The organism is Pseudenemella bisphenolivorans, assembly GCF_051133435.1.
Lineage (GTDB): Bacteria > Actinomycetota > Actinomycetes > Propionibacteriales > Propionibacteriaceae > JAAYAO01.
On sequence record NZ_JBPGNY010000005.1, the window covers coordinates 67,973 to 94,447 of the forward strand.

Annotated in this window: 24 protein-coding genes, 4 tRNA genes and 1 riboswitch; of the genes, 13 read left to right on the forward strand and 15 right to left on the reverse strand. The window is 67.5% G+C overall.

All coding sequences use genetic code 11. The annotated features are described in order from the left end of the window. Positions 1-20 precede the first annotated feature (20 nt). Positions 21-914, forward strand: a complete 894-nt coding sequence (locus ACR4XW_RS12565) for a proteasome assembly chaperone family protein (protein ID WP_434760905.1) — start codon at positions 21-23, stop codon at positions 912-914. A 140-nt stretch (positions 915-1,054) separates the two neighbouring features. Continuing rightward, positions 1,055-1,915, forward strand: coding sequence for an acyl-CoA thioesterase (locus tag ACR4XW_RS12570; RefSeq protein WP_434760906.1), 861 nt, complete (start codon positions 1,055-1,057; stop codon positions 1,913-1,915). Between the two features lie 83 nt (positions 1,916-1,998). Here ACR4XW_RS12570 and ACR4XW_RS12575 read toward each other — a convergent pair whose 3' ends face one another. Together ACR4XW_RS12575 and ACR4XW_RS12580 are read right to left on the reverse strand one after the other, a co-directional pair. Next, positions 1,999-2,949 (reverse strand): sigma-70 family RNA polymerase sigma factor, encoded by a 951-nt coding sequence (locus tag ACR4XW_RS12575; RefSeq protein WP_434760907.1) that lies wholly within the window; start codon positions 2,947-2,949, stop codon positions 1,999-2,001. Between the two features lie 74 nt (positions 2,950-3,023). Beyond that, the gene (locus ACR4XW_RS12580) at positions 3,024-5,201 is read right to left on the reverse strand and encodes a S9 family peptidase (protein WP_434760908.1); all 2,178 of its coding nucleotides are present in this window, start codon (positions 5,199-5,201) and stop codon (positions 3,024-3,026) included. Between the two features lie 118 nt (positions 5,202-5,319). Here ACR4XW_RS12580 and ACR4XW_RS12585 point away from each other — a divergent pair, with 118 nt between their 5' ends. The 4 genes from ACR4XW_RS12585 to ACR4XW_RS12600 all read left to right on the forward strand — a co-directional run bounded on the left by ACR4XW_RS12585 (position 5,320) and on the right by ACR4XW_RS12600 (position 9,964). Continuing rightward, positions 5,320-5,703, forward strand: a complete 384-nt coding sequence (locus tag ACR4XW_RS12585) for a hypothetical protein (protein WP_434760909.1) — start codon at positions 5,320-5,322, stop codon at positions 5,701-5,703. Between the two features lie 93 nt (positions 5,704-5,796). Next, on the forward strand, positions 5,797-7,698 hold the full coding sequence (gene dxs, locus ACR4XW_RS12590; RefSeq protein ID WP_434760910.1) for a 1-deoxy-D-xylulose-5-phosphate synthase: 1,902 nt from the start codon (positions 5,797-5,799) through the stop codon (positions 7,696-7,698). Between the two features lie 87 nt (positions 7,699-7,785). Then, positions 7,786-7,908: riboswitch (FMN riboswitch) on the forward strand. Positions 7,909-8,021: 113 nt separating this feature from the next. Next, positions 8,022-8,963 (forward strand): ABC transporter permease, encoded by a 942-nt coding sequence (locus ACR4XW_RS12595; RefSeq protein WP_434760911.1) that lies wholly within the window; start codon positions 8,022-8,024, stop codon positions 8,961-8,963. Then, positions 8,960-9,964, forward strand: coding sequence for an ABC transporter substrate-binding protein (locus tag ACR4XW_RS12600; RefSeq protein WP_434760912.1), 1,005 nt, complete (start codon positions 8,960-8,962; stop codon positions 9,962-9,964). Before ACR4XW_RS12595 ends, ACR4XW_RS12600 begins: the two co-directional genes overlap by 4 nt. Before the next feature lie 27 nt (positions 9,965-9,991). Here ACR4XW_RS12600 and ACR4XW_RS12605 read toward each other — a convergent pair whose 3' ends face one another. The 4 genes from ACR4XW_RS12605 to ACR4XW_RS12620 form a co-directional block, all read right to left on the reverse strand. Continuing rightward, positions 9,992-12,133, reverse strand: coding sequence for a 3-hydroxyacyl-CoA dehydrogenase NAD-binding domain-containing protein (locus ACR4XW_RS12605; protein WP_434760913.1), 2,142 nt, complete (start codon positions 12,131-12,133; stop codon positions 9,992-9,994). Beyond that, on the reverse strand, positions 12,130-13,326 hold the full coding sequence (locus tag ACR4XW_RS12610) for a thiolase family protein (protein ID WP_434760914.1): 1,197 nt from the start codon (positions 13,324-13,326) through the stop codon (positions 12,130-12,132). Before ACR4XW_RS12610 ends, ACR4XW_RS12605 begins: the two co-directional genes overlap by 4 nt. Before the next feature lie 87 nt (positions 13,327-13,413). After that, a complete protein-coding gene (locus ACR4XW_RS12615) occupies positions 13,414-14,679 on the reverse strand; it encodes an HRDC domain-containing protein (RefSeq protein WP_434760915.1) in 1,266 nt (421 codons plus the stop codon). 11 nt (positions 14,680-14,690) lie between these two features. Then, positions 14,691-15,308, reverse strand: coding sequence for a DUF3000 domain-containing protein (locus tag ACR4XW_RS12620; RefSeq protein ID WP_434760916.1), 618 nt, complete (start codon positions 15,306-15,308; stop codon positions 14,691-14,693). A gap of 81 nt (positions 15,309-15,389) precedes the next feature. Here ACR4XW_RS12620 and hemE point away from each other — a divergent pair, with 81 nt between their 5' ends. Together hemE and hemQ are read left to right on the forward strand one after the other, a co-directional pair. After that, the gene (hemE, locus tag ACR4XW_RS12625; RefSeq protein ID WP_434760917.1) at positions 15,390-16,436 is read left to right on the forward strand and encodes a uroporphyrinogen decarboxylase; all 1,047 of its coding nucleotides are present in this window, start codon (positions 15,390-15,392) and stop codon (positions 16,434-16,436) included. Continuing rightward, positions 16,433-17,107: a hydrogen peroxide-dependent heme synthase gene (gene hemQ, locus ACR4XW_RS12630; RefSeq protein WP_434760918.1), complete on the forward strand. Its 675-nt coding sequence runs from the start codon at positions 16,433-16,435 to the stop codon at positions 17,105-17,107. Before hemE ends, hemQ begins: the two co-directional genes overlap by 4 nt. Positions 17,108-17,119: 12 nt before the next feature. On the opposite strand, the gene msrB is transcribed toward hemQ, so the two are convergent. Further along, a complete protein-coding gene (gene msrB, locus ACR4XW_RS12635) occupies positions 17,120-17,569 on the reverse strand; it encodes a peptide-methionine (R)-S-oxide reductase MsrB (protein ID WP_434760919.1) in 450 nt (149 codons plus the stop codon). Positions 17,570-17,678: 109 nt separating this feature from the next. On the opposite strand from msrB, the gene ACR4XW_RS12640 reads away from it, so the two are divergent. Both ACR4XW_RS12640 and ACR4XW_RS12645 read left to right on the forward strand, forming a co-directional pair. Further along, positions 17,679-17,993, forward strand: coding sequence for a rhodanese-like domain-containing protein (locus ACR4XW_RS12640; protein ID WP_434760920.1), 315 nt, complete (start codon positions 17,679-17,681; stop codon positions 17,991-17,993). 33 nt (positions 17,994-18,026) lie between these two features. Beyond that, positions 18,027-18,896: a PPK2 family polyphosphate kinase gene (locus ACR4XW_RS12645; RefSeq protein ID WP_434760921.1), complete on the forward strand. Its 870-nt coding sequence runs from the start codon at positions 18,027-18,029 to the stop codon at positions 18,894-18,896. A gap of 9 nt (positions 18,897-18,905) precedes the next feature. On the opposite strand, the gene ACR4XW_RS12650 is transcribed toward ACR4XW_RS12645, so the two are convergent. The 6 genes from ACR4XW_RS12650 to ACR4XW_RS12675 form a co-directional block, all read right to left on the reverse strand. Beyond that, positions 18,906-19,682 (reverse strand): sirohydrochlorin chelatase, encoded by a 777-nt coding sequence (locus ACR4XW_RS12650; protein WP_434760922.1) that lies wholly within the window; start codon positions 19,680-19,682, stop codon positions 18,906-18,908. A gap of 143 nt (positions 19,683-19,825) precedes the next feature. After that, on the reverse strand, positions 19,826-20,746 hold the full coding sequence (locus tag ACR4XW_RS12655; RefSeq protein WP_434760923.1) for a YihY/virulence factor BrkB family protein: 921 nt from the start codon (positions 20,744-20,746) through the stop codon (positions 19,826-19,828). Positions 20,747-20,997: 251 nt separating this feature from the next. Beyond that, positions 20,998-21,414, reverse strand: a complete 417-nt coding sequence (locus ACR4XW_RS12660) for a VOC family protein (RefSeq protein ID WP_434760924.1) — start codon at positions 21,412-21,414, stop codon at positions 20,998-21,000. Between the two features lie 181 nt (positions 21,415-21,595). Beyond that, entirely contained in the window at positions 21,596-22,423 is an 828-nt protein-coding gene (locus tag ACR4XW_RS12665) for a helix-turn-helix domain-containing protein (RefSeq protein ID WP_434760925.1), read from the reverse strand. 133 nt (positions 22,424-22,556) lie between these two features. Next, positions 22,557-22,631 (reverse strand) — tRNA-Val (locus ACR4XW_RS12670). A gap of 70 nt (positions 22,632-22,701) precedes the next feature. Then, complete coding sequence (locus ACR4XW_RS12675) at positions 22,702-23,550, reverse strand: aminotransferase class IV (protein ID WP_434760926.1); 849 nt, start codon at positions 23,548-23,550, stop codon at positions 22,702-22,704. Between the two features lie 136 nt (positions 23,551-23,686). On the opposite strand from ACR4XW_RS12675, the gene ACR4XW_RS12680 reads away from it, so the two are divergent. The 3 genes from ACR4XW_RS12680 to ACR4XW_RS12690 all read left to right on the forward strand — a co-directional run bounded on the left by ACR4XW_RS12680 (position 23,687) and on the right by ACR4XW_RS12690 (position 23,954). Then, a tRNA-Gly gene (locus ACR4XW_RS12680) sits at positions 23,687-23,759 on the forward strand. A 48-nt stretch (positions 23,760-23,807) separates the two neighbouring features. Then, positions 23,808-23,878 (forward strand) — tRNA-Cys (locus tag ACR4XW_RS12685). Position 23,879: 1 nt separating this feature from the next. Continuing rightward, positions 23,880-23,954 (forward strand) — tRNA-Val (locus ACR4XW_RS12690). Positions 23,955-24,045: 91 nt separating this feature from the next. Here the strand turns inward: ACR4XW_RS12690 and ACR4XW_RS12695 are convergent. Both ACR4XW_RS12695 and ACR4XW_RS12700 read right to left on the reverse strand, forming a co-directional pair. Further along, positions 24,046-24,735 (reverse strand): hypothetical protein, encoded by a 690-nt coding sequence (locus tag ACR4XW_RS12695; protein ID WP_434760927.1) that lies wholly within the window; start codon positions 24,733-24,735, stop codon positions 24,046-24,048. 4 nt (positions 24,736-24,739) lie between these two features. Beyond that, positions 24,740-26,431, reverse strand: coding sequence for a M15 family metallopeptidase (locus ACR4XW_RS12700; protein WP_434760928.1), 1,692 nt, complete (start codon positions 26,429-26,431; stop codon positions 24,740-24,742). Positions 26,432-26,475 lie beyond the last annotated feature (44 nt).

Below are 26,475 nucleotides of genomic sequence, written 5' to 3' on the forward strand. Positions count from 1 at the left end.
GGGCCAGTAGGCTGGATCACATGTTGGATCCCCGTGACCTGTTCACCGTTGACGAGGACATCCGCGCCGGCCTGGCCGGACACCGTCCGGTGTTGGTGCATCTGACGGAGGGATTCATCGACGGCGGCCAGGTGGGCACGGTGATCGACGCCCACCTGATGGAGCAGTGCGACCACGAGGTGCTGGTCGAGTTCGACCACGACCAACTGCACGATTACCGGGCCCGGCGCCCGACGATGGTCTTCCACCAGAATTCCTGGGAGTCGGTCAGCTTGCCGAAACTGCGGATTCACCGGCTGATCGACGACCACGGCGAACCGTTCCTGTTGTTGCGCGGCACCGAACCGGCCGTCCAATGGGAGCGGACCGCCGCCGCGGTGACCCAGCTTTGCCACGACCTCGACGTGCGGCTGGCCGCCACCGTCGCCGGAGCCCCGATGGGGGTGCCGCACACCCGACCGCTGGGGGTCACCGCGCACGCCTCGCAACCCGACCTGCTGGCCACCGAGGATCTCTCCGATCGCTGGGCCAATGTCGAGGTACCCGGCTCCTTCAACGGCTTCCTGCAATACACCCTGGGCCGCAACGACATTCCCGCCGCCGGGCACTTCGTGCACGTGCCGCACTACCTGGCCCAAACCGCCTATCTGGAGGCCGCCGAGGTGGGGCTGACCAAACTGCTGGGGCTGACCGGGCTGGGCATACCCCTGGCCGGCTTGACCGATGCCGCGGTGTTCAATCGCAGCCAGATCGATGAGGAACTCAGCAACTCACCCGAGGCCCAGGAGGTTGTTGCCGCCCTCGAGGAGCAGTACGACGAGGTCACTGAACCGCAGGTGCCCAGCGGGGACGAGTTGGCGGCCGAGTTCCAGCGCTTCCTGGCCGAACAACCCGACACCGATCCCGACACATAGTCCGGTTGCGCACAGACCGGTTCGCACACACAGTCCGGTTCGGACGCATAGCCCGGTTCGTCGCGATCCTGCCGGGCTGATGCCGCGGCGGGGACGGGGCGCGATAAGTTGCCCTCAGATCGCCAGTCAGGAGACGAACCATGCCAGCCACTCTCGACCAATTGCTCACCCTGCTCGACCTGGAAGAGATCGAGGTGGGACTGTTCCGAGGGCACCAGCCGGTCACCCAGATGCAGCGTGCCTTCGGCGGTCAGGTGCTGGGGCAGGCCTTGGTGGCCGGATCACGCACGGTGCCCGAAGACCGTCACCTGCACTCGCTGCACGCCTACTTCCTGCTGCCCGGGCGCACCGATATCCCGATGATCTACGACACCGAGAACACCCGCAACGGACGGTCGTTCTCGACCCGCCGGGTGGTCGCCCGCCAGGGCGGCAAGGTGATCTTCACCGCCAGCATGTCCTTCCACGTGGACGAGGAGGGGCTCGATCACGCCGACCCGGGACGGCTCGAGGTACCCGCCCCCGAGGACTGCCCGCCGCTGGCCGAGGCGATGGGACGCAGCGCCGAACGCGATGAGGAATGGCAGCGCGAGTTCGGGGTGTTGGAGGTGCGCTACATCGGGTCGAACCGGGAGTCGGCCGCCCCGTCCAATGCCCCGCACCCGGCCGGGCAACGCTTCTGGGTACGGGTGCCCGGGATGCCCGAGGGGCCGCACCTGCACGAGGCCGCTCTGGCCTATTTTTCGGACCTGACCCTGTTGTCGGCGGCCACCGTGCCGCACCACCTGATGATCGGGCAACGCTCCCTGGCTGCGGCCTCGCTGGATCACTCGATGTGGTTCCACCGACCGTTCAACGCCGGCGAATGGTTGCTCTACGACCAGATCTCGCCCTCGGCCTCGCGCGGGGTGGGTTTGTCGTTCGGCATGTTGTTCCAGAACGACGAACTGGTTGCCTCGGTCGCCCAGGAAGGTCTCCTGCGGTTGACCGGCAGGGAATGACCGACACCGCGACCCGAACCTGAACACAGCAGTGGCCGAGCCCGATGGGGCCCGGCCACTGCTGGTTGGGGAGGGGGAAAGACTCAGGCAGCCATTTCGCTCTCGGCGCTGCGCAACTGCGAGATGGCGTGCCGTTCGATCTGGCGCACCCGCTCGGCGGTGATACCCCAGACCTGACCGATATCAGCCAACCGGGCCTGGCGTCCGTCCAGCAGGCCGTAGCGGCGACGCACCACATCGGCCGAACGCTCATCGAGGGTTTCCAGCATCGACTCCAGCCGGGCCCGCTCGTCGCTGTTGATCACCATCTCGTCGGGGCCGGGCATCGGCTCGCGGGCGATCAGGTCGCCCAGGGCGGTGTCACCGTCCTCCTCGACGGGGGCATCGAGGCTCAGGTGGTCGCGTCCGTAGCGAATCAGGTCCAGTACCCGGTCGACCTCGATGTCCATCTCGGCGGCAATCTCCTCGACCTCGACCTCGCGGCCGAGTTCGAGTTCCAGCTTGCGGCGGATCGCATTGACCTGGTTGACCTGCTCGGCGACATGCACCGGCAGGCGCACGATCCGTCCCTGCTGGGCGATGCCGCGGCTGATCGACTGTCGCACCCACCAGGTGGCGTAGGTCGAGAACTTGAATCCCTTGGTGTAGTCGAACTTCTCCACCGCACGGATCAGGCCGGTGTTGCCCTCCTGCACCAGATCCAGCAAGGGCATCTGGGAGCGGCTGTAGCGGCGGGCGACCGAGACCACCAGCCGCAGGTTGGCATTGATGAACCGGCGCATCGCACGGTGACCCGCCTCGACCAGGGCGGTCAACTCCTCCTCGGTGGCCTCCACCGGATCGGGGCCACGCTCGGCGGGGTCGACCTGCCGGTCGAGCAGTTTCTGGGCATATAGGCCCGCCTCGATGGTGCGGGCCAGCTCGACCTCCTCGGCGGCCGTCAGCAGGGGGGTCTGCGCGATGCCGTGCAGGTACAGGCCCACTGCGTCCTTACCGTCGATACCGTCGGTCGATCGAACTCGGTGCTGTGCCACGAATGGCTCCTCTCGCAATGACTCAGTCAGTACAACGCCTGCCGAGGGCGAGAAGATTCCCGATCGTCCCTGAGCTAACCCTGAATAGTTCCGGCGGGGCTTTCAGGGTCGTCCCCGGTGATCCGGTCGATCAGCCAGGTCATCTCGAAGGCCATCTGCCGCCACGCCTGGTATCGACCACTCACCCCGCCGTGGCCGGCCGACATCTCCACCCGCAACAAAATCTCCTCGTCGGGGTTGGTGGCGGTGTGCCGCAGCGCGGCCACCCACTTGGCCGGTTCGACGAACAGCACCCGGGTGTCGTGGAAGCTGGTGGCGGCCAGAATCGCCGGATACCGCACCGGACGCAGGTTCTCGTAGGGGGTGTACGACTTCATCACCGCGTAGATCTCGGGGTCCTCCAGCGGATTGCCCCACTCGTCCCATTCGATCACCGTCAGCGGCAGGGACGGATCGAGAATCGAGGTCAGCGGGTCGACGAAGGGCACCGGGGCCAGGATGGCGCGGAACAGGTCGGGGGCGAGGTTGGCCACCGCCCCCATCAACAACCCACCGGCCGAGCCACCGATGGCACCGAGGCGATCGGGGGTGGTGTAGCCGGAATCGACCAGGAACCGGGCGCAGTCGACGAAGTCGCTGAAGGTGTTCGGCTTGGCCGCGAACTTGCCGTCCTCGTACCACGAGCGGCCCAGCTCACCGCCACCGCGAATGTGGGCGATGGCCCAGGTGATGCCCTGATCGAGCAGCGAGATCCGCCAGGTGAGGAAGGTCGGCTCCATCGGGATTTCGTAGGCGCCGTAGCCGTACAGCACCAGCGGCGCGGGCCCGGGCGGGGTATCGGCGCGACGCACCAGCGAGATCGGGATGCGGGTGCCGTCGGCGGCGGTGGCCCAGAGTCGTTCCTGGACGTAGTCCTCGGGCCGGTAGGGGCCGTGTTCGGGGTGGTCGAGCACCGGGGTCTCGCGCAGCACCGAGGTGGTGCCCGAGATCAGGTCCACTTCGCTGATCCGGGGCGGGGTGATCAGTGACATGTGGTGGAAACGCACCCGGTCGGAGTCGTAATCGTGTTCTTCGACCGCCGACAGGACGCGGATCGGTTCGTCCACCTCGATGGCACGGCCCGGGTATCCGTCGTGGTCGGTAAGGTCGAGGTCACCGGCCTCGGTGCGCGGCAGCACCCGGATCGCGCTCAGCCCGTCGGTGCGCAGTGACAGCACCGCGTGGCCCCGGTGGGCGGCCACGTCCAGCAGTCGCACCCCGCGGCGCTCGGCGATCAGTTCGCGCCACTGTTCGGGGCCGGTCGCATCGAGCGGGGCTTCGGCCAGGGCGAAGTCGACGGCCCGGTCGTTGTGCACGATCAGCAGCCGGTCGCCGGCCGGTTCGACCGAGTACTCGATTCCATGGCGCCGCGGTGCGACCAGGTGCGGTTCGGCCTCGGGTTCGGCGGTGGGCACCAGGTGCACCTCGGAGCTGATCTTGCTGGAGGAATCGATCACCACCCAGTCACCGTCGCGGGAGTTGCCCACCGATACCCAGAACTTGTCGTCGGGCTCGGTGAAGACCACCACGTCCTCGGCCGGGTCGGTGCCGATCACATGCCGCAACACCCGGTGTGGACGCCACGCCTCATCGGTGACCGTGTAGAAGACGACGTCATTGCCCGCCCAGGCGATACCGCCGGCGGTGTCGGCAATGACCTCGGGCCAGGCATGATCACCCGACATGGTGCGGAAGCGCAGGGTGTACCGCTCGTTGCCCTCGGTGTCGACCGAGTAGGCCAGGCGGGTGCCGTCGGGGGAGGGGTCGCAATCGCCGAGCGAGAAGAAGTCGTGCCCGGCGGCCTCGGCGTTGCCGTCGAAGAAGACTTCTTCATCGGCGGGGATCCCGATCTCGGGGTCGGGCGGGGTGTCGCGGTCAGCGGCTGGTACCCGGGCGTGAATCCGGTACTCCTGTCCTTCGACGGTGCGGGAGTAGTACCAGTAGGGACGCGGTTCGGGTGTGAAGTGGGTGATCCAGGAGGCCACCGACAGGTCGGTCTGCTTGGTGCGCGCCACGATGTCGTTGAAGAAGGTTTCCCGGGCCTCGGCCAGGTCGGCGGTGACCCGGTCGGTGAACTCGTTCTCGGCGTTCAGATAGGCCTGTACTTCGGGGGCCTCACCGTCGCGCAGCCACTCGTAGTGGTCCACGAAGGTATCGCCGTGATGGGTGCGTTCGAAGGCATGCCGATCGGCACGGGGCGCAGCAGAGGTCATGACCGCACACGCTAACAAACGGAGTCTCGCCGGTTCGAAGGGTTTTTCGCACCGGCTTCGGGTTGGTCCGGCCGGGAGGCGATCGAAAGTGTCGGACCCCTCACTTAGAATCGAACGCATGAACGAAAATGGTGTTCAGGTGTATGTTCCGCCGGGATGGCCCGGTGAGGTGCGCCCGCCCGGTGCTCCCGGTTGGGAGCGCACGGCAGCGGCCTACCTATTGGATTGTTGCCCGCCGGAGTTCCGGGCCTACCCGGTGTTGCGCCGACACCCGGTGGTGCTGGCCCGCTTCGCCGCGGAGTTCGTCGAGGGGCAACTGCGGGCCGCACGCAGCGGACTGCCCGGGATGCGGGTCAGTCTGATCGATCACGTCTCTCCCGAGGTGGTCGATCGGGCCGTGGACGCCTGGCAGGCGCAGGAGGCGCATCTGCGCCGGGTGCAACGGTCGGTCGCCCTGGTGGAGGAGGCGCTGCGCGGCCGGGTTTTCGTCAAGAAATTATGACGATGAGCAGGAAGATGTGCGGATCGGCGCGAAGATGTGCCGATGGGGTTGTCGCCCCGGACGGGCGCCGGCAGCGGGCCTACTATGACCGGCATGGCATTGCTGGAATCGATCACCGGGCCTGCGGATCTGCGAGGTTTGTCCCGTACCGAACTGGGCCACCTGGCCGAGGAGATCAGGGAGTTCCTGATCACCCACGTGAGCCGCACCGGGGGACACCTCGGGCCGAACCTGGGCGTGGTCGAACTGACGATGGCCATCCACCGGGTCTTCGACTCGCCCCACGACCCGGTCATCTTCGACACCGGCCACCAGAGCTATGTGCACAAGATGCTCACCGGACGGATGGGCCGCTTCGACACCCTGCGCCAGCGCGGTGGTATCTCCGGTTACCCCAACCGGAGCGAATCCGAACACGACTGGATGGAGAACTCGCACGCCTCCACCTCCCTGTCGTGGGCCGAAGGGCTCGCCCGCGGCTTCCGGCTGCGCGGGGAGGACCGCACCGTGGTGGCCGTGATCGGCGACGGTGCGCTGACCGGCGGCATGGCCTGGGAGGCCCTGAACAACATCGCCGTCGACGTCGACCTGCCGATGGTGATCGTGGTCAACGACAACGGACGCTCCTACACCCCGACCGTCGGCGGCATCGCGGTACAACTCGCCGGGCTGCGCACCGACCGGCGCTACGAACAACTGCTCGAACTGGTCAAACGCAACCTGCGCGGCACCCCGCTGGTCGGCAAACAGGCCTACGACGTCCTGCACGGGGTGAAGGTCGGGGTCAAGGACATCCTCTCCCCGCAGGGAATGTTCTCCGACCTGGGCCTGAAGTACGTCGGCCCGATCGACGGCCACGACCTGGCGGCGGTGGAACGAGCCCTGCAGCAGGCCAAGGGCTTCGGCGCGCCCGTCCTGGTGCACTGCATCACCCGCAAGGGCAAGGGATTCCAGGCCGCGGAGAACCACGAGGAGGACCGCTTCCACGCCGTCGGACAGATCGACGCGCACACCGGCGAACCGCTGTCGTCGGTCACCCCCGCCACCTGGACCAGCGTCTTCGCCGACGAACTGGTCGAACTCGGCGCCGAGCACCCCGGGATCGTGGCGATCACCGCCGCCATGCTGCATCCGACCGGGCTGAACCGTTTCGCCGCCCGCTACCCGGAACGCACCTTCGACGTCGGCATCGCCGAACAGCACGCGGTCACCTCCGCTGCGGGTCTGGCCGCGGCCGGCCTGCACCCGGTGGTCGCGGTCTACGCCACCTTCCTCAACCGGGCCTTCGACCAGGTGCTGATGGATGTGGCGATGCACCAGCTGGGCGTCACCTTCGTGCTCGACCGGGCCGGGATCACCGGCCCCGACGGCGCCTCCCACAACGGCATGTGGGACCTCGCCCTGCTCCAGGCCGTCCCGGGGCTGCAACTGGCAGCCCCACGCGACGGCACCCGCCTGCGCGAGGCACTGGCCCGAGCGGTCACCATCGACGACGCGCCCACCGTGATTCGGTTCTCCAAGGAACGGATTCCCGACGACATCGAGGCGATCGCCCACCGCGACGGCATCGACGTGCTGCTGGCCGACCCCGAACCCCGGGTACTGGTGATCGGGCACGGCCAGATGGCCGGCACCGCGCTGGCGGTGGCCGAACGCCTGCAACATCAGGGCATCGGTGTGCAGGTGGTCGATCCGCTCTGGGCCCTGCCGGTGAACCCCCACCTGATCGAGCTGACCGGCCACCACGAACTCGTGGTCAGCATCGAGGACGGTGTAGTGGTCGGTGGCCTGGGGGCACGGTTGGGTCAGGAAATGGGTACCCACCGGATCGACACACCGCTGCTCACCTTCGGGGTGCCGCTGGGCTTTCCCGAACACGCCTCGCGCGCCGAACTGCTCGAAGAGATGGGGCTCACCGGTCAGCAGATCGCACGTCAGGTGATCGAGGCGCTGGTCGACTCGGACAACCCGGCCGACCTGCCGGTGGGCGGCTGACAACCCCCGGCACGAACCCTTTGGCGACCCATCGGTGGGACAGGGAATGCATCCACCCCATCGCCGCGTTATAGTTGTGACAGCAAACACGTGCTCCGGGGTCGGTGAGAATCCGAACCGGCGGTGATAGTCCGCGACCCACACCCAGGTGTGGCTGAACCGGTGAAATTCCGGTACCGACGGTTAAAGTCCGGATGGGAGGCGCACGAGCGGTTTGCCTACGCATGGGTATGCGGACTCGGTCCACATACCGACCACCATCCGGTGGGGCTTGCGCGTAGTGCTTTCCGTCCGACCCCGGCGCACACGGCGAGGGGACACGGATGACCACTCAGAACCGCCCACGGCGGCTGCCGACGCCCGCACGGGTGCTCGCGCCGCTGCTGTTCGGTGCCGTCGTGCTGGGTGCCTGGCACCTGGTGACTGCGTCCGGCAGCGTCGCACCGACCCTGTTGCCACCACCGGCCGAGGTCTTCGAGCGGTTCGCCGCCGACTTCGCCTCCGGTGCCCTGCTGCGCTACGCCGGGATCACCGTCGCCGAGGCTCTCCTGGGTTGTCTGCTGGCGGTGGTGGTCGGCCTGCCCCTGGGGTACCTGATCGCCAAGGCCCGGCTGGCCGAGGCCGCCGTCTCGCCGTACCTGGCCGCCTCCCAGGCCATCCCGGCCGTCGCGATCGCGCCGCTGCTGGTGATCTGGGTGGGCTACGGCCTGGTGCCGATCATGTTCCTGTGCGCGGTCCTGGTGTTCTTCCCCGTCGTGCTGTCCACCGTCCTGGGCCTGCGCACCCTCGACCCGGAAATGGTCGAGGCCGCCAAACTCGACGGTGCCCACGGTTTCACGATGCTGCGGCACATCGAATGGCCACTCGCCCTGCCCGCGGTGCTGACCGGCCTGCGCAACGGCTTCACCCTCTCGGTGACCGGCGCGGTCGTGGGTGAACTCGTGATGGGTGGCAACGGCCTGGGCATGTTGCTCTCGGTGCAGGCCACCTCGATCGACACCACCGGTCTGTTCGCCACCCTGGTGATGTTGAGCCTGATCGCGGTCGTGATCTACCTGGCGATGATCCTGATCGAAACCCTCACCGACCCACTGCGTCCGGTGGCCGCCGAACGGGGCCGCACCGCCACCGTCGAAGAACCGCCCGTCATCGCCCCGGTGCAACCGCTGCCCGAACCGCGCCACCTGTCGGTGGTCGGCCGCCCCGCAGCCAGCCGCCCGACGTCATCGGCGACCCGCCGGTACCTCGAATCCGGGGTCGCGTGAACCGTCGCCAGTTTCTGCAGACCATCGGGGCGGCCGGCGTGGTCGCCATCGGCCTGGGCGTCGCCGGATGCGGCGACCGATCCGGCGGAGCAGCCTCGGGAGCACTCACCGTCGGGCTGACCTACACCCCCGACATTCAGTTCGCCCCCTTCTACGTGGCCGCCGAACACGGTCACTTCGCCGACGCCGGGCTGGACGTGACCCTGCGCCACCACGGCGCCAACGAACAACTCTTCGGTGCGATCCAGGCCGGTGAGGAAGACCTGGTCTACGCCGGCGGTGCCGAACTGATGCAGGCCCGCTCCCAGGGCGTGCCGCTGGTGAGCGTGGCGACCTACTACCAGGAATACCCGGTGGTGCTGGTCGTCGCCGAGGATTCCCCGATCCGCAGTGCGGCCGACCTGGCCGGACGCAGCGTCGGTGTGCCCGGGCCCTACGGGGAGACCTGGTTCGGGCTGTTGGCCATGCTGAAACAGGCCGGGCTGAGCGAGCAGGACGTGTCGGTGCAACACATCGGCTACACCCAGCAGGCCGCCCTCAGCTCGGGACGGGTGGACGCGGTGATGGGGTATGTGAACAACGACGCGGTACGGCTGCAAGCCGCCGGATTCGCGGTGCGCACCCTGCCGATCACCGAGGCCACCCCGCCGTTGATCGGGGTGGGGCTCGGCACCACCGATACCGTCCTGGCCGAACGCGCCGATCAGGTGCGCAGCCTGCAACAGGCCGTGGCCAAGGCCCACGCCGATATCGTCGCCGACCCCGAGAAGGCGGTGACCAGTTCGGAGAAGTTCATTCCCGGGCTGGCCGCAGCCGAGCAACGTGCCTCGGCGCTGGCCACCCTGAATGCCACTATCCCGCTGTTCGGCGATGCCGAGGCCTTCGGCAAGCAGAACCCCGCCACCTGGCAGGCGATGTCGTCCTTCCTGGCCGAGATGGACCTGCTGAGCGGGCCGGTCGAGGCCGATGAGTGCTTCACCACCGAGATCGTCCCCGAATAGGACGACGCCCCGACCGGCCGCCCGCGATCACTCCGGCAGGCTCGCCACCCCGCGCGGCAGGAACCGCTTGCCGGTGACCCGTTCGCTGACCCCGGCCCGATCCAGGTACGGGGTGATCCCGCCCAGGTGGAAGGGCCAGCCGGCACCCAGCATCATGCACAGATCGATGTCCATCGGGGCCTCGACCACACCCTCGTCCAGCATCAGCCGGATCTCCTCGGCCAGCGCGTCCTCGATCCGGGTGCGCACCTCCTCGGCCGAGCTGGGGGAGTCACCGACCCGGAACATCTCCCGGGTTTCGTCGCTGACGTAGGGCCGCCCCCGGTCGTCGCGGTCGTAGATGCCCGGACGCTTCGCCTCCACCAGCGCCTTCAGGTTCGGCGACACGTGGAAGCGGTCCCCGAAGGAAGCATGGAGGCTCTCGGCCACATGCAGCGCGATCGCCGGGCCGACCAGCTCGAGCAACTCGAAGGGGGTCATCGGCAGACCCAACGGCTGCAGGGCCTGATCGGCAACCTCGATCGGGGTGCCCTCATCGACCACCCGGGTGAGCTCGCTCATCATCCGCACCAGCACCCGGTTCACCACGAAAGCGGTCGAATCGGCCACCAGCACGGCGTTCTTGCGCAGTTCCTTCGCCACCGCCAGCGCGGTCGCCAGGGTCGCATCATCGGTCTGCGGGGTGCGCACCACCTCCAACAGCGGCAGTACCGCCACCGGGTTGAAGAAGTGGAAGCCCACCACCCGTTCGGGGTGCGGCAGGCCTTCGGCCATCTCCGCCACCGACAGCGAGGAGGTGTTGGTGGCGAGCACGCAATCGTCGGCCACGTGCCGGGCCACCTCGCCGAACACCTGCTGCTTGACCGACATCTCCTCGAAGACCGCTTCGATCACGAAGGAACAGTCGGCGAAGTCGGCCATCTCGGTCGTGCCCGAGATCAGCGCGCTCAGCCGGTTGCGGTCGTCGGCGGACAACCGTCCCTTGGCGTGCAGGTTGTCGAACTCGGCACGCACCATCTGCACACCGCGTTCGGCCCGTTCGGCATCGAGATCCGACATCACCACCGGCACGCCGAGGCGACGGGCGAACAGGGTGGCCAACTGGGTGGCCATCAACCCGGCGCCGACCACCCCGACCTTGGTCACCGGCCGGGCCAGTGACTTGTCGGGGGCCCCGGCGGCCTTGCGAGCCCGCTTCTGGGTCAGGTCGAAGGCGTACAGGCTGGCACGCAGTTCCTCGCCCATGATCAGGTCGGCCAGCGCCTCGTCCTCGGCCCGGTAGGCCTCCGGACGCGATTCGGTGCGGGCCGCGGCGATCCGGTCCAGGGCGCGGTAGGGCGCGGGTGCGGCCCCGTGTACGACCCCGTCGGCGATCATCCGACCTTCGGCCAGGGCTTCGTCCCAGACGCCGGCATCGGTTTCGGTGCTGCGCTCGACGGTGACCTCACCCTTGATCACCTGGGCGGCCCACAGCAGTGAACGTTCCAGGAAGTCGGCCCCGTCCAGCAGCACATCGGCCAACCCCAGTTCGAAGACCTTGGGGCCGTTGATGGTGCGGTTGCGGTTCAGCGGGTTGGTGATGATCACCTGGACGGCCTTCTTCGGGCCGATCAGTTTCGGCACCAGATGGGCACCACCCCAGCCCGGCACCAGGCCCAGGAAGGTTTCCGGCAGGGCCACGGCCGGCACCGCCTTCGACACGGTGCGGTAGTCGCAGTGCAGGCCGATCTCCAACCCGCCACCGAGGGCCAGGCCGTTGATGAAGCAGAAGGTGGGCACCTCGGCGGTGTGCAGCAGGTGGTAGGCGGCGTGACCCATCCGGGCGATCATCAGCGCGTCCTCGCGTTCGCGCACATTGCCGATCAGGCCCAGGTCGGCGCCGGCGGCCAGCCCGAAGGGTTTGCCGGTGACCCCGATGCCGACGATGTCGGTGCGCGCGGTCTGTTCGACCAGGGTGCGGTACAGCCCGGCGATGGTCTGCGGGCCGAGGGTGGCCGGACGGGTGTGGTCGCGTTCGTTGTCCAGGGTGAGCAGGACGAAGGTGCCCACTCCCGGCAGGTCGATGTCGCGGGCGCGGGTGTGGCTGATCACCTCACCGGTGTCGCCCATTGCGTCCACCCGGGCGAGCAGGCCGTCGATCTCGGCCTGGTTCAGGTAGGTCTCGCTCACTGCTTGGCTCCGTTCCAGTTCGGGTTCTCCCAGATGACCGTGCCGCCCATTCCCAGGCCGATGCACATGGTGGTGATGCCGTAGCGCACCTCGGGTCGTTCCCGGAAGCTGCGGGCCAGGTGGATCATCAGCCGCACACCGGAGGAGGCCAGCGGGTGGCCCAGCGCGATCGCCCCACCGTAGGGGTTCACCCGTGGGTCGTCGTCGGCGATGCCGAAGTGTTCCAGGAAGGCCAGTACCTGCACGGCGAAGGCTTCGTTGATCTCGAAGGCACCGATGTCGTCGATGGTCAGCCCGGCCCGGGCCAGCGCCTTCTCGGTGGCCGGAACCGGGCCGACACCCATCACCTCGGGGGAGACCCCGGCGAAGGCGTACCCGACCATCTTCATCGCCACCGGCAGGCCCAGCTCGGCCGCGGTGGAGGCCTCGGCCAGCAGGCAGGCGGTGGCACCGTCGTTGAGGCCGGCGGCGTTACCGGCGGTGACGCGTCCGTGCGGACGGAAGGGGGTGCGCAACTGGGCCAGACCCTCCACGGTGGTGCCCGGGCGCGGCGGCTCGTCGGCGGTCGCCAGACCCCAGCCCTGTTCCACCGAGCGCAGGGCCACCGGTACCAGGGATTCCTGGATGATGCCGGCGGCGTAGGCGTCGGCGACCCGCTGCTGGCTGAGCACCGCGTAGGCGTCGGCGCGTTCCTTGGTGATGGAGGGGAACCGGTCGTGCAGGTTCTCGGCGGTCGAGCCCATCACCAGGGCACTGGGGTCGACGAGCTTCTCGGCGATGAACCGCGGGTTGACGTCGGCTCCCGAACCCATCGGATGGTGGGTCATGTGCTCCACACCGCCGGCCAGGGCGATGTCGTAGGCGCCGAAGGCGATTCCGGAGGCAGTGGTGGTCACCGCGGTCATCGCCCCGGCGCACATCCGGTCGATGGCGTAGCCGGGCACCGACTGGGGCAGGCCGGCCAGGATCGCGGTGGTGCGTCCGATGGTCAGTCCTTGGTCACCGGTCTGGGTCGTGGCCGCGATGGCGACCTCATCGACGCGTTCGGGTGGCAGTTCGGGGTGGCGTCGCATCAACTCCCGCAGGCAATCGACGACCATGTCGTCGGCCCTGGTTTCGGCGTACAGGGAGCCTGCTTTGCCGAAAGGAGTGCGGACGCCGTCGACGAAAACGGCTTCACGGAGTTCAGGCATGGCCCACAGGTTACCCATAGGTAACTTCTGTGGCGAGTGCTTCGCCCAAGAAAATCCTCGGGCCGGGATTCGGGGCCCGAAAGCCGCTCAGCCTCCGGCCGAGGAAATCGCCTCCACCAGCGGTGGGACGGTGAGTTCACGCTGCCAGGGACGTGCCCCGAGCCCGGCCAGTACCGCGTCGGCGGTCTCGACGGTGAGTTCGGCGGGGGGCTGCCAACACAACAGGCGCCAGTAATCGGGGGTGAGCAGGTTTTCGGCCGGCACTTCCAAGGAGGCGGCCAGGGAGTTGATCGCTTCGCGGGCCGGGATCAGCCGGGCATGGGCCTCGGGATGGTTGCGTTCCCAGTTGCGCCAGTTGGGTGGACCGTCCTGAGGTGGATGCCGTTGCGGCAGCTTGGACGACGGCAGGGCTTGGGCGCGCTCGATCGCGTCCAACCAATTCGCCTCGAAGCGGCGGGCATTGCGTCGTTTGAATCCGTCGATGGCGCGCAGATCGTTTCGTCCCCAGGACGAGCCGGCGGCCAACTCGCTGATCGCCTTGTCGATCAGGATCTTGCTGGGTGCTTTGTCGAGGCGCTGGGCCAGTTCCTCGCGGGCATTCCACAGTTCACGCACCAGCGCCAGACCCTGCCGGGTCTTCACCTGTGACAGGCCACTGGTGCGCCGCCACGGCTCGGGGAGTTGTTTGCGGGGTTGCCCGGCGGTGGCCACCAGGTGGGCGAACTCCTGTCGGGCCCATTCGTCCTTGCCGTGGGTGACCAGTTCGGCGGCCAGATGCTCGCGCAGTTCGGCCAGCAATTCCACGTCCAGGCTGGCGTAGACCAACCAGTCGGGCGGCAGCGGACGGGTCGACCAGTCGGCCGCGGAGTGCTCCTTCAACAGGCGAACCCCGGCGATGCGTTCCACCAGCGACGACAGACCCACCTTGGGCCATCCCAGCAGCCGGGCGGCCAGTTCGGTGTCGAAGAGGTTCACCGGACGCAGGCCCAGTTCGGTCAGGCAGGGCAGGTCCTGGGTGGCGGCGTGCAGAATCCACTCGGACTCACCGATCGCGGTGTTCAACGAGGTGAGGTCGGCCAGGTCGGATCCCGGCCGGGGACGTTGCCGGGCGACTCCGATCGGGTCGATCAGCCGGGTGCCGACACCCTCGCGGCGCAACTGCACCAGGTAGGCACGGGTGGTGTAGCGGAAGCCGTGGGCGCGTTCGGCATCCAGGGCCACCGGACCGGAGGTTTCGCTGATCCGATGCGCGACCTCGTCCAGCCCGGTGGGGGAGTCGATCACCTCGGGCACCCCATCGGCCGGGGCGCGCAGCACCGGTAGTTCGTCGGGCGGATCAGTGGGAGCAGTCATCGCCGGTGAACTTACTGCACGGGGTTGGACAACCCCGAACGGCCCGGCAGCACCCGTACGTCGTCGGCCAGCCCGATCACCCGCAGCGGGGGCACCCCGGCGGTGTGACAGAGTAGATCACCCCAGGCGGCCAGATGGGCCTCCAGGCCTTCCCCGTCCTCGAGCACCGGGGTCCACGAGGCGCGGATCTCCACCTCGGCGCGGGCCGGATCATCGGCCATGCCACCGAAGGATTCGCTCGACACCGAGGTCACCGTGCCGCTGGGGGCCAGATACTGCGCCTCGTGGCTGTCGAGGGCCTCCAGCAGCCACGACCATCCGACCGACGACAAGAACGGATCGGTGACCATCTCGGGGTCCACCTCGCTGCGGGCGAAGCTGACACATCGGAAGGTGCCCTCCCAGGCTTGGTTACCGGCCGGGTCGTGCAACAGCACCAGCCGACCATTACCCACCTCGGCACCGCGCACCATCACCTCGGCACCCACTGCGGCCGCCCATGGGGCGATCCGCTGCGGGGCGGGCAGGGGCTCGATCACCAACTCCGGACGCCACACAGCAGCTTCCAATGCGGCCACGGCCCGTCGAAACGGGGCCGGCGCCGACACCTTGGCCTGGCGTGCACTCATAAGCCCGAGAGTATGTCGGCCCCGGGCCCAGTTGGCGGCGACGCGCCGCATCCCGGACCGAACATGGCAAGATGGGCGAGCGTGACCGAGACCCAGCCTGCGATCCTCACCGCCGCCCGCCGCGAACAGGGCAATGCCCTGCCCGTGTGGTTCATGCGACAGGCCGGCCGATCCCTTCCCGAGTACCGCTCGCTGCGGGAGGGCACCGCCATGTTGGAGAGCTGCCGACGCCCCGACATGGTCTGCGAAATCACCATGCAACCGGTGCGCCGGCACAAGGTGGACGCCGCGATCTTCTTCTCCGACATCATGGTGCCGCTGTCGGCGGCCGGGATCGGGGTCGAGATCAAGGCCGGTATCGGGCCGGTCGTCGAGCAGCCGATCAGTTCGGCCGCCGATGTCGAACGGGTGCCATCGTTGGCGGTGGAACAGATCGACGACATCGCCGAATCGGTGCGCCTGCTGGTCGCCGAACTGGGCGACACCCCGCTGATCGGTTTTGCCGGGGCACCGTTCACCCTGGCCAGCTACCTGATCGAGGGTGGCCCGAGCAAGGACCACGCCCGCACCAAGTCGTTCATGGTTGCCGAACCGCAGGCCTGGGCCGAACTGTGCCGCCGGCTGGCCGACATCTCCACCACCTTCCTGCGCGTGCAGATCGACAACGGCGCCCGGATGGTGCAGTTGTTCGACTCCTGGGCCGGCTGCCTGCCCGAGGCCGATTACCGGGCCCAGGTCCTGCCGCACTCGACCCGGGTATTGGCCGAGGTCGCCGATGTGCCCCGGATCCACTTCGGGGTCGGCACCGGCGAACTGCTCACCGCGATGAGTGAGGCCGGTCCGGAAGTGGTCGGTGTCGACTGGCGGGTGCCGCTGGACGTGGCCACCGAGCGGATCGGCCCCGACCATGCCGTTCAGGGCAACCTCGACCCGGCCCTGCTCGGCGCCCCCTGGCCGGTGCTGGCCGAGCGGGTGCGCGAGGTGATCGCCCGCGGTGCCAAGGCCCCCGGACATATCTTCAACCTCGGGCACGGGGTGCCACCGCACACCGACCCCGACGTTCTGACCCGTATCGTCGAACTGATTCACACCGAAGGCCCGACCATTCGCCAGGAGGCAACCGCATGAAGGCGCGCGAGATCAACGAAACCATCCGCTACACGATGTGGTCGGTATTCCGCCGTGATGGGGCGGTGCCCGACGGTGCGGTGCAGGATGCGCTCGAGATGCTCGGCGAGATCGGCGGCGACGATCTGGTGATCCGCGGCTGGTACGACGTCTCGGGTCTGCGCGCCGACGCCGACCTGATGGTCTGGTGGCATGCCGAGAGCCCGCAGATGTTGCAGGCGGCCTACGGGGCGCTGCGCGATTCGATTCTGGGTGAATCGATGGTTGCGGTGTGGTCGGCGATGGCCCTGCACCGTCCGGCCGAGTTCAACAAGGGCCACGTCCCGGCGTTCATGGCGGGGGAGGAACCCCAGGCCTGGGTCTGTGTCTACCCCTTCGTCCGCTCCCTGGAGTGGTACCTGCTCGAGGACGACGAGCGTCGCAAGCTGCTGGCCGAACACGGCCGGATGGCCCGCGATTACCCCGATGTGCGCGCCAACACCGTCTCGGCCTTCGCTCTCGGCGATTACGAGTGGATGCTGGCTTTCGAGGCCCCCGAACTGCACCGCATCGTCGACCTGATGCGGCACCTGCGCGGGGCCGAGGCGCGCCGACACACCCGGCTGGAGATCCCCTTCTACACCGGGGCGCGTCGCGAGCTGGCCGACATCGTCCAGGGCTGGCGCCGCTGAGGCGTCCGAACCTCAGTCGGCCGGTTGCTCCTCGTCGGGCACCAGGGTGAGGCACACCGAGTTGATGCAGTAGCGCTGATCGGTGGGGGTGGGGTAGCCCTCACCCTCGAACACGTGGCCCAGATGTGAATCGCAGGCCGCACACCGCACCTCGGTGCGCAGCATGCCCAGACTCACATCGGCGATGTAACGCACCCGGTTCTCGGCCAGCGGGGAGTAGAACGACGGCCACCCGCAGTGCGAGTCGAACTTGTGCTGGGAGCGGAACAACTCGGTGCCGCAGGCCCGGCAGGCGTACACCCCGGCGGTCTTGGTGTCGACGTACTCCCCGGTGAAGGGACGCTCGGTACCGTTCTGACGCAGCACCTGGTACTCGAGCTTGCTCAGTTGGGCGCGCCACTCGTCCTCGGTTTTGACAACCTTGCCGACCTGGTCGGCCGGATTCTGCGTGGAATCGGTCATATTCATCACTGTACGCAGTGCGGAACCCGGGACACACCACCCCGAGGGGGCCTAGGCTGCTGGTAATCGGTGACCCACGGTGGGTCACCAACGACCCGAGGGGGGTTCGATGGCGCGTGAGATCACGGTGTCCGAGGTGGACCAGACACAACCGATCCTGGACGTTCGGGAGCCCGCCGAATGGGCGGCCGGCCGGGCCCGGGGCGCGGTGCATATTCCCCTGGGCGAACTGGTCGACCGGGCCGGTGAGTTGCCCGAAGGGCCGATCCAGGTGATCTGCCGTTCCGGCGGACGTTCGATGAAGGCGGCCGACTGGCTGATCGAACAGGGCCGGGACGCGATCAACATCGGCGGCGGCACGATCGCCTGGCATGAGGCCGGCTTGCCGATGGACGCCGACGAGGGAACACCCACGGTCTCCTGATTCCCCGCCGAGGGGGCATGCCAAACTGGGTGGATGTCAGACAAGACCGAACTGAAGCCCGAATTGCGCGGCGTACTGAGGGTGCCGCAGCGCTTCGACGACATCGAAGATCTCATCGCGCCCGATGACACCCCGTCCTACCCGGAGAAAGACGGCAAGGACGGCGTCGACGAGCTCAAGCAGGAGATCGAGGACGAACTGTCCGACCTGCAGGAGCGACTGTTCGCCAACGGCCGGGCCGATGACGAGGCTCCCAGCGTGCTGGTGATCCTGCAGGGGATGGACACCGCCGGCAAGGGCGGGGTGATCCGGCACGCCTTCGGTTTGGTCGACCCGCAGGGGATTCAACTCAAGGCCTTCAAACGGCCCACCGAGGAAGAGCTCTCCCACGACTTCCTCTGGCGGATCCGCAAGGAACTGCCCCGTCCGGGCATGATCGGCATCTTCGACCGCTCCCACTACGAGGACGTCTTGATCGGACGGGTCGACTCCCTGGTGCCGGAGAAGGAATGGCGCGCCCGCTACGACCTGATCAATGAGTTCGAGGCCGAGCTGGCCGCCTCCGGCACCCGGATCATCAAGTGCTTCCTCAATGTCTCGCACGAGGAGCAGGGCGAGCGGCTGTTGGCCCGCCTCGACAACCCGGAGAAGTACTGGAAGTACAATCCCGGGGATGTCGACGTGCGGGAGAAGTGGGACGACTACATGGAGGCCTACGCCGACGCGCTGAAACTGTGCAATCCCGATGTCGCGCCGTGGTACGTCATTCCGTCCGACCGCAAGTGGTACCGCAACTGGGCGGTCGCCCAACTCATGCTGGAAGAACTGCGCGCCCTGAAACTCCAGTGGCCGGAGGCCGACTTCGACGTCAAGAAGGAGAAGAAGCGCGTCGCCAACAGTTGAGGTACCGGGTCAGCCGGCCGCCGACTCGGCCGCTTCCTCGTCACCGATCGGCAGCAGGTCCATCGCGGCGACCACGTAGCGGTTCATCGCGATATCGCGCACCTCGGGGCCACCGCCCAGGGGAGCGCTGACCGACACCGCACCGGCGGCGATCGCCTGGGTCGCCTGGGCGTACCAGGTCTCGTCACCGGTCAGGAACCAGGATCCGACGGCCACGTGACGCCGTCCCTGGCCGCGCAGGTGGAGCACCGCTTCGGCGACGTTCGGGCCGGCACCGAAGGCGTGCGCGACGACCACCGGCAGCCGGTGGTTGGCGGCCCACTGGCGGCCACGACGGGCCAGCAGGGAGCGGCTGCGCACCTCGTCCACTCCGGCGGTGGACAGCACCAGAGCGTCCAACTGCTCGACGTGGTTGCGGCTCAGGGCTTCGCGCAGGCGACGATCGACCAGGCCCAGCAGGCAGGCCTCGGGGCCGATCGGGCGCGAGGCGATCATCTTGATGTCGGGGTGGCTCTGGCGCGCCTTTTCGACCACGGCCAGGGCCTCGGCGCCGGCCTCCTGGGCGCTGCCGATCTCCAGCGGGACGAAGACGATTTCCTGCACTCCGCGGCGGGCGAGTTGGCTGACCACCTGCGGGCCGGTGGGCGGGCAGTGGTCAATGAAGGCGATCTGTACGTCCAGCGTTGGCCGGCACTCCTGCATCTCCTTACGCATGGCGTGGGTTACCGAAACGACCTTGGGGTCGTGGCTGCCATGAGCAAGAAGCACGAGTGCGGGAGCGGGCATTACTTCGCCTTTCTCTCAACTGGCCGGACCCGACCGCCGATGGCCGAATCTATGGCGCACTTTCGTCGTACTGGTATCCGCGGTGCAAGACCGGAATCCAGAATACGAGACAAGGTATCAGATACTGAGACTAGGTGCCGATTTCACGTAGCGGGGGAGTCGTCGGCGTCGCGGCGAACTTGCTTTTCGGAGACGGTCTGTGCCAGCGGCGTTCCGGTGATGCCGAAGACTTCGGCGAAGGCCGCGTTGAGTGCGGCTCCGACCAGGATCGCCATCGACATCAGGTAGAGCCAGAGCAGCACCGCGATGGGAGCCGAGAGCGGGCCGTAGATCGACGTGGAACCGACCGAATAGCCCAGAAACATGCGGAGAAGTGCCGATCCGACCACCCACCACAGCACCGCCAGAGCGGCCCCCGGAAGATCGTCCGACCACCGGTGCCGGATGGGTACCGCCAGGTGATAAATGGTCGCCATCAGGGCTACCGAAGCGATTAATACCACTGGCCAGTAGAGGGCGGTCAACCAGTCCATACTCGCCGGTAACAGGGCCGAGATGATGTCCGGGCCGGCCAATACCAGTGGAAACAGCACCATGCCGAGTGTGATGAAAACCACGTAGGCCCCCACCGACAGTGCGCGCTGCCGAACCACGCCTCGTTCGCCGGCCATTCCGTACGTGATGGTGATGGTGTCGATGAAGACATTGACCACCCGCGAGCCCGACCACAGGGCGATCAGGAAACCGACCGAAACGAACTCGAATCGGCCGGTGAACAGTACCTCGTCCAGGGTGGGGGCGACGATCGAGTCCACCACATCGGGTTGGAAGGCCCGGCCGGCCAGGGTCAGTACCTGATCGCGGAAGGTGACGATGGCTTCGGGGTCGAAGCGCCGGGCGATGAACCCCACCGAACCGGCCAGGCCGAAGATCAGCGGGGGCAGGGACAGGATCGCGAAGAAAGCCGCCTCGGCCGACATCCCGGTGATCCGGTAGTCGAAGGCCGCACCCACCGTCTTGCGCAGCACGTGCCACAGCTTCTGGTGCCAGGGCGCGGTCTGCATGGCCATGAGTCTGTCTCATCGTCGGGCAATCACGAACACCCGTACCCGGTGTTGATCCGAACGTGATGCTTCACCGCCCCGGTTCGCCGCGTGAGCGACGCCCGCTGCTGCAACTGGCCGTTTCTCGGGCCACGAAACCCGCATATGGTTTTGCGGCCCGAAATCGGGCTTGTTGCAGCAGCTCCGGGCCAATTGCAGCAGCACGGCGTCCGCGGCAGGGCCGCAGTTCACCACGTCAACTGGCTACGCCGTCACGCGCTCACGTCGAATGCCCACAGCACCCCGAACTTGTCCAGAACCTGGCCGTAGTAGTCGCCCCAGGGCGCCTGTTCGAAGGGCATCGCGACCGAGCCGCCGGCGCCGACCAGTTTCTCGATCAGGGCCTTGGCCTGATCGATGTCGTCCAGGGCGTAGAGCAGCGAGTACGCAGTGTTGGTGAGGCCGTGGTCCTCGCCGGGCATGTCGTCGCCGCCGGTGACAGTGCCGCCGGGGAGATCGAGCTGCGCGTGCGCGACGGTGTTCGGGTCCGGTTCGAAGGGCATGCCTTCCATCGGCGGCATGTCGCTGTACTTCATCAGGTTCAAGTCGCCGCCGAAGATGTCGTGGTAGTGCGTGAAGGCTTCCTCGGCGTTGCCGGGAAAGGAGATGTAGGTCGAGAGGTTGGCCATGATGGTCCTTTCGGGGTGAGCCGGCTGTAGCCGGAGTGGGTGGCCGGTAGCGGTCGCTGGTCCATCCCGCCGTGCGGGGTGATGACGAAAAAGCTATTGGGCTCTGCGGGCCGGCACTTGTCCCGGATTGCTGTACCGGGAGCGGTTTCGCACGGGCTCGGCGCCGTTGGCGCGGCGCGGGCTATTGCTGGGCGCCCAGCTCGACATCCACCTGCCCGGCCACGGCTTGGAAGAAGAGCCTGGGCAGGTTCACCGTGATCGGCGGATCCTGCGGAATCCGGTCGCGCAGGTGGAGCGTCACCGTGGTCGGGCCGGCCAGCGGAAAGGTGACGGGCACGCGTTGGAGTTGACGTCGGTTGTGGTCCATCTGGAAGTAACAGCGCAGATCGGTGGCGCGGGGGATCTCCACGACCATCGCGTAGTAGGTGCCGTCCGGGATGGCGGTGACGTCGTACTCGCCGGTGCCGAGCAGCGCCATTCCCAGCAGCGGTTCGCCCTTGACCAGTTGCTCGGGGTGCAGGGCGGCGAAGAGCGCACTGTGTGGCCCGGCGCCCTCGATGCGGATGGTCAGCGGATGTGGCTGCCGATGGGCCGCAGGATCGAACTTCCGGTGCAGCACCACGAGGGGTTCCGGGTCGTCCTGATGCCGCATCAGTTGGGTCGCCAGCATGCGCATCTGCCGCCGGTAGGCCGACGGTGACATGCCGGTGTGGCGCAGGAAGGCGCGGTGGAAGCTGGACGGCGACTCGTGTCCGGCGTCGGTCTGTGAGCGGGTCACCGAGTGGCCGGTGACCAGGCCGTCGATGCTGCGGTCGACCTTGGCAGCGGCGATGAACTCGCGTAGCGGAAAGCCGAGGTGCTTCTTCAACAGCCGCGACAGGTGGAAGCGGCTGAAATGCGCCCTGCGGGCCAACTCGTCGAGGGATGGGGCATCGCCGGCTCGTGCCGCGTCGAGCAGACGGCCGACATCGTCATCGCGTGCCATCGAGTCGCCGCTGCCCTCAGACATGAACCGATTATGCCTCGTGAAGTGCTTGTCGGCGGATGATCGAGGCCGACCGATTACCTGTCGGGACAACAAAAAACTGCGGCCCTCCCGAGGTGGGAGACCGCAGTTCGAGCCGCCGATCAACGACGTCTGCTGGTGGGCGATGCCGGGTTCGAACCGGCGACCTCTTCGGTGTGAACGAAGCGCGCTACCACTGCGCCAATCGCCCATGCGACGCCCCACATTAGCGCATCGAACCGCCCCGGACACAAATTCCGGATCCGCCGGCGGCGCGAAGGTCAGGTCGGATCGGGTTCGGCCCGCGATTTCTCCTCGAAAAGCTCCCGCATTCGGGTGGTCACCTCGCCGACCTGATACTCCCGATCGTCCCAGGAAGTGACGGCTTGAATGTCGCGCAGCGAGGAGGTGAGGAAGACCTCGTCGGCGGCACGCGCCTCGGCGACGGTGATCGGGCGTTCGACCACCTCGGGGTACCACTTCACCAACAGGGCCCGGGTGATCCCGTCCAGAATCCCGGAGTCGAGTGGGGGAGTGACGACCTCGCCGTCGATCACGAAGAAGATGTTCGTTCCGGTGCCCTCGGCGATGTGGCCGTCGGTGGTGACGAAGATGCCCTCGGTGGCCTCCTGGGCGTGGGCGGTGGCCAGGCCACGGACGTTGCCGCCGTAGGAGGTGGTTTTCACTCCGGCCATCACATCGTCGGGGTTGCGCGTCCACGGCAGCGTGACGATGCGGGTGGTGGGCGACGGACGCTCGGTGGCTTCGGCGGCGACGACCGCGTTGGGTGGTCCGTACGGTGCACCCGAGCCGAGGGGGCCGCGGCCGCCGGTCCAGGTGATCCGGATCTTGCCCAGCTCCCAGGTGCGTCCGGCCAGCACTGCATCGATGCCTTGACGCAGCAGGTCGTGATCCGGGTGCGGCAGGCCCATCCGCTCGGCCGACCGGTTGAGGCGCTCAAGATGCCGGGTCACCGCGAACGGCCCCCAGGATTCGACCTTGAGTGCTTCGAAGACTCCATTGCCGGCCACCAGGCCATGATCGACCGCCGAGACGGTGGCCGCGGCGGGGTCGTCGTACAGGGTGCCGTTGACCCAAACGCGGATGTCGTGTTCGCCTGCAGATGTCATGTCATCCATGCTGCCAAACGCCCGGTCATGGCTCGACGACGGGCGAGCATCGACACGCGATCGGGCGAGTTTGTGTCGGTGGTGACAAGTGGGCTAAGGTGGCTCGCGCACCTCAGGGGAAACCCACGGGGAGCATGCGGACGTGGCTCAGCTGGTAGAGCATCACCTTGCCAAGGTGAGGGTCGCGGGTTCGAATCCCGTCGTCCGCTCGGAGCGGCTCTCGCCGACACCGTCGGGAGTAGGTAAATCTCCATTTTGGTGGCGTGGCCGAGAGGCGAGGCAACGGACTGCAAATCCGTGTACACGGGTTCAAATCCCGTCGCCACCTCGGGCGGTTGGCGCAGTGGTAGCGCGCTTCCTTGACACGGAAGAGGTCACCAGTTCGAACCTGGTATCGCCCACCAGCATCCCTTGTGGAAAGCCACTTTCTGCATCTGCGGAGAGTGGCTTTGCTGGTTGATGGGGCAGGCCCGGCCAGCACCCGCCGCTGAAGTCTCAGCGTCCGAGCCGGTCGCGCACCGTCAACAACTCGTCGCGGGACAGGGTGTGGCCGTCGTTGAGGATCATCATCGCCACCCGATTGTCCTGACGGATGATCAACTCCGACCATTTGTCCTGCTCGTCGAAGGTGGAACGCGAGGTGATCGTGTCCTGGTCGCGAACCACGTCCTCGACCTTGAGCTGCGGGTTGTTTTGCGCGGCACAACCGGTCACCAGCGTGCTCAGCACCTTGAAGTAGCCGGCTGCGTCCTCGGCGGTGCGGAACTGGAAGACCAGCGCTCGTCCAGGTGCCCCCTCCTCATCGGCGTAATAGGCACCCAAGGCGTGGGTCGGGTCGGTATAGGCCGGCACATCGTCGGTGCAGGGCCGCAGTGCTTCCTCGGCGGCCTGTCCCGGCTCCAAGGCGTAATACGGGGTCTCGTTGGGGTTGAACTCGCCCTCGTGGGCCTCGGCCGGCTTGGGCTTGAACGACCCGACCTGTTCGGGGAACACCTCGCCGGTCAACTCGCCGCTGATCGACGGGGCCGGTGTGGGGGTCGGCGGTGCGGTGGGTTCGGCCGACGGTTCCGAGGACGTTGCGCTGGGGGTCGGTTCCCGAGCAGGTTCCGGATCGTCACCGGTGCAAGCGGTGATGGTCATCAGGGCGGCCGCGACCAGGGCCCCCGTCCGGATCCGTGTCGACATCGGCTTACTTGCGCTGGAAATGGTGGTAGTCACGATCGACCCATCGTCCGCCCCAGGTCCAGCCGCGGCTCTCCAGGGCACGCACTGTCACCGAGTTGCTGTTGAACATGCCCTTGCTCATGGGCGTGCGATTGACGCCCCCACCACGGATGTAGCTGCGGCCGTTCTCGGGCCACCAGGTGCCGCGTGCGTCGTGATAGGGGTTCTGCACCGGATTGACGTCGACGGCGACCCCGTAGGCGTGCGGCGACCGGGCATAGGGGTTGCCGACCACCTGCCGGCAGTTGAACCCGGAGGTGTTGTTGTTGCGCATCATCGCCGGGTCCGACCCGTTGAAGTAGTTCGGGTTCAGCATCCGGGCCACCGGTGATCCGGCCCGCCACATCGCCGCGAACATCTGCTGGACGTCGGCCGAGCGGTCCGTCCGCACGATGATCTCGCCACGGTCGGGTACGCCGTTGTAATCCCAGTAATCGACGTGAATGGTGCGTAGTGATGCGGCCCCGACCGGACAGCCGGCACGGTAGGTGCTCTTCACGTGGGCCGCGAGGGTCCGGTACACCCCGACATTGGGGTGGGCGTAATAGTGGACGCGGGTGCGTACGCCGGGCTTGTAGAACACCATCCCGCGGGTGAACTTCTGCAGGTAACCGCCGGGCACGGCATATTCGTAGGTCGTCGGTGCGCCCAGGGAGCCGCCGAACCCACCGACCTGTTGCCAGGCGCGGTAGATCATCCCGTAGGAGGCCCGCGTGGTGCCCCGATAGGACACGACTTGGCCCTTGAGGAAGTTCTGCACCTGGCCGCCATGGGCCGCGCGCGGCGGCCCGGTCGGCAGACCCAACTGGGTGCGCACCGGGGCGTAGGCGGTGCGCAGCGCACCGACCACTTCGGAGGCTTTGGTCCTGGGTGACCAGTAGATGTCGCCGGAGACGAAACACGACATCCGGCCACCGGCGTGGGCGTCCTTCTCGTCACAGGTCAGTTGCCCGATCTGCTTGCGCGTGGCGTCGCTCATGGCCTTGTATCGGGCCAGGATGGAGCCCCTGATTCGGTACGTGCCGCGCGATGAGGTCCAGATCTCGATCCCGGTGGAGAACCGCTGGGCCTGATGCCCGTGGTACGAGTACGGATTGGTGGTGGGGTAGCCCACGGTGGCGACACCGCCGGAGGAATGCACCTTGGTCAGGATCGGGGAGCGCAGGTAATGCATGCCGTGCTCCGGGTGGTTGGTGACCACGCCGCGTTCGAAGTACTGAACCTGCCCACCCGCGACGGAGACGGGCTGCTGATTGGGCTTGCCCAGTCCGACCTCGAGCGCGTACTTCTCCATCTCGCTCTGCTCGGGTTCCTCGCCCTGGTCGGAACCGGATTCGTCCTCCGAACTTGGCGGTGGCTGCGTCTGGTCATCTCGCTCACCATCGGGAGGCGTCTCGCCGGCGTCCTCACCGGATTCGGGCTCGGTGGGGTCGGGCTCGGTCGGCTCGGGTTCGGTGGGGGCGGGGGAGGGGGCCGGTGATTCCGACTCATCGGTCGTGGGATCGCCGGTCGGCGAGGGGCTGGTGGACGGGTCGGCCGGAACCGTGGGGGAAGGTTCCTCGCTCGGGTCCGGGGTGGGCGATTCGGCGAAGGCCGGCCCGGAGGCGAGAAGCAGCAGTGCTGCGGCCAGGGATAGTGACTTGCCGACTCGCGACATGGGGTGTGTCCTTATCGATCTGTGACTTTGGTTCCCACTCTCGC

What these genes read in the sequence shown, in the direction of transcription:
- ACR4XW_RS12620 (WP_434760916.1), bottom strand. Translation starts at nt 15,308, where the DNA reads ATGAGTGCACGCCAGGCCAAGGTGTCGGCGCCGGCCCCGTTTCGACGG.
- ACR4XW_RS12595 (WP_434760911.1), top strand. Translation starts at nt 8,022, where the DNA reads ATGACCACTCAGAACCGCCCACGGCGGCTGCCGACGCCCGCACGGGTG.
- ACR4XW_RS12660 (WP_434760924.1), bottom strand. Translation starts at nt 21,414, where the DNA reads ATGGCCAACCTCTCGACCTACATCTCCTTTCCCGGCAACGCCGAGGAA.
- ACR4XW_RS12580 (WP_434760908.1), bottom strand. Translation starts at nt 5,201, where the DNA reads ATGACCTCTGCTGCGCCCCGTGCCGATCGGCATGCCTTCGAACGCACC.
- ACR4XW_RS12610 (WP_434760914.1), bottom strand. Translation starts at nt 13,326, where the DNA reads ATGCCTGAACTCCGTGAAGCCGTTTTCGTCGACGGCGTCCGCACTCCT.
- dxs (WP_434760910.1), top strand. Translation starts at nt 5,797, where the DNA reads ATGGCATTGCTGGAATCGATCACCGGGCCTGCGGATCTGCGAGGTTTG.
- ACR4XW_RS12695 (WP_434760927.1), bottom strand. Translation starts at nt 24,735, where the DNA reads ATGTCGACACGGATCCGGACGGGGGCCCTGGTCGCGGCCGCCCTGATG.
- ACR4XW_RS12615 (WP_434760915.1), bottom strand. Translation starts at nt 14,679, where the DNA reads ATGACTGCTCCCACTGATCCGCCCGACGAACTACCGGTGCTGCGCGCC.
- ACR4XW_RS12700 (WP_434760928.1), bottom strand. Translation starts at nt 26,431, where the DNA reads ATGTCGCGAGTCGGCAAGTCACTATCCCTGGCCGCAGCACTGCTGCTT.
- ACR4XW_RS12665 (WP_434760925.1), bottom strand. Translation starts at nt 22,423, where the DNA reads ATGTCTGAGGGCAGCGGCGACTCGATGGCACGCGATGACGATGTCGGC.
- ACR4XW_RS12650 (WP_434760922.1), bottom strand. Translation starts at nt 19,682, where the DNA reads ATGCCCGCTCCCGCACTCGTGCTTCTTGCTCATGGCAGCCACGACCCC.
- ACR4XW_RS12675 (WP_434760926.1), bottom strand. Translation starts at nt 23,550, where the DNA reads ATGACATCTGCAGGCGAACACGACATCCGCGTTTGGGTCAACGGCACC.
- ACR4XW_RS12565 (WP_434760905.1), top strand. Translation starts at nt 21, where the DNA reads ATGTTGGATCCCCGTGACCTGTTCACCGTTGACGAGGACATCCGCGCC.
- ACR4XW_RS12570 (WP_434760906.1), top strand. Translation starts at nt 1,055, where the DNA reads ATGCCAGCCACTCTCGACCAATTGCTCACCCTGCTCGACCTGGAAGAG.
- hemQ (WP_434760918.1), top strand. Translation starts at nt 16,433, where the DNA reads ATGAAGGCGCGCGAGATCAACGAAACCATCCGCTACACGATGTGGTCG.
- ACR4XW_RS12645 (WP_434760921.1), top strand. Translation starts at nt 18,027, where the DNA reads ATGTCAGACAAGACCGAACTGAAGCCCGAATTGCGCGGCGTACTGAGG.
- ACR4XW_RS12640 (WP_434760920.1), top strand. Translation starts at nt 17,679, where the DNA reads ATGGCGCGTGAGATCACGGTGTCCGAGGTGGACCAGACACAACCGATC.
- msrB (WP_434760919.1), bottom strand. Translation starts at nt 17,569, where the DNA reads ATGACCGATTCCACGCAGAATCCGGCCGACCAGGTCGGCAAGGTTGTC.
- ACR4XW_RS12655 (WP_434760923.1), bottom strand. Translation starts at nt 20,746, where the DNA reads ATGCAGACCGCGCCCTGGCACCAGAAGCTGTGGCACGTGCTGCGCAAG.
- ACR4XW_RS12585 (WP_434760909.1), top strand. Translation starts at nt 5,320, where the DNA reads ATGAACGAAAATGGTGTTCAGGTGTATGTTCCGCCGGGATGGCCCGGT.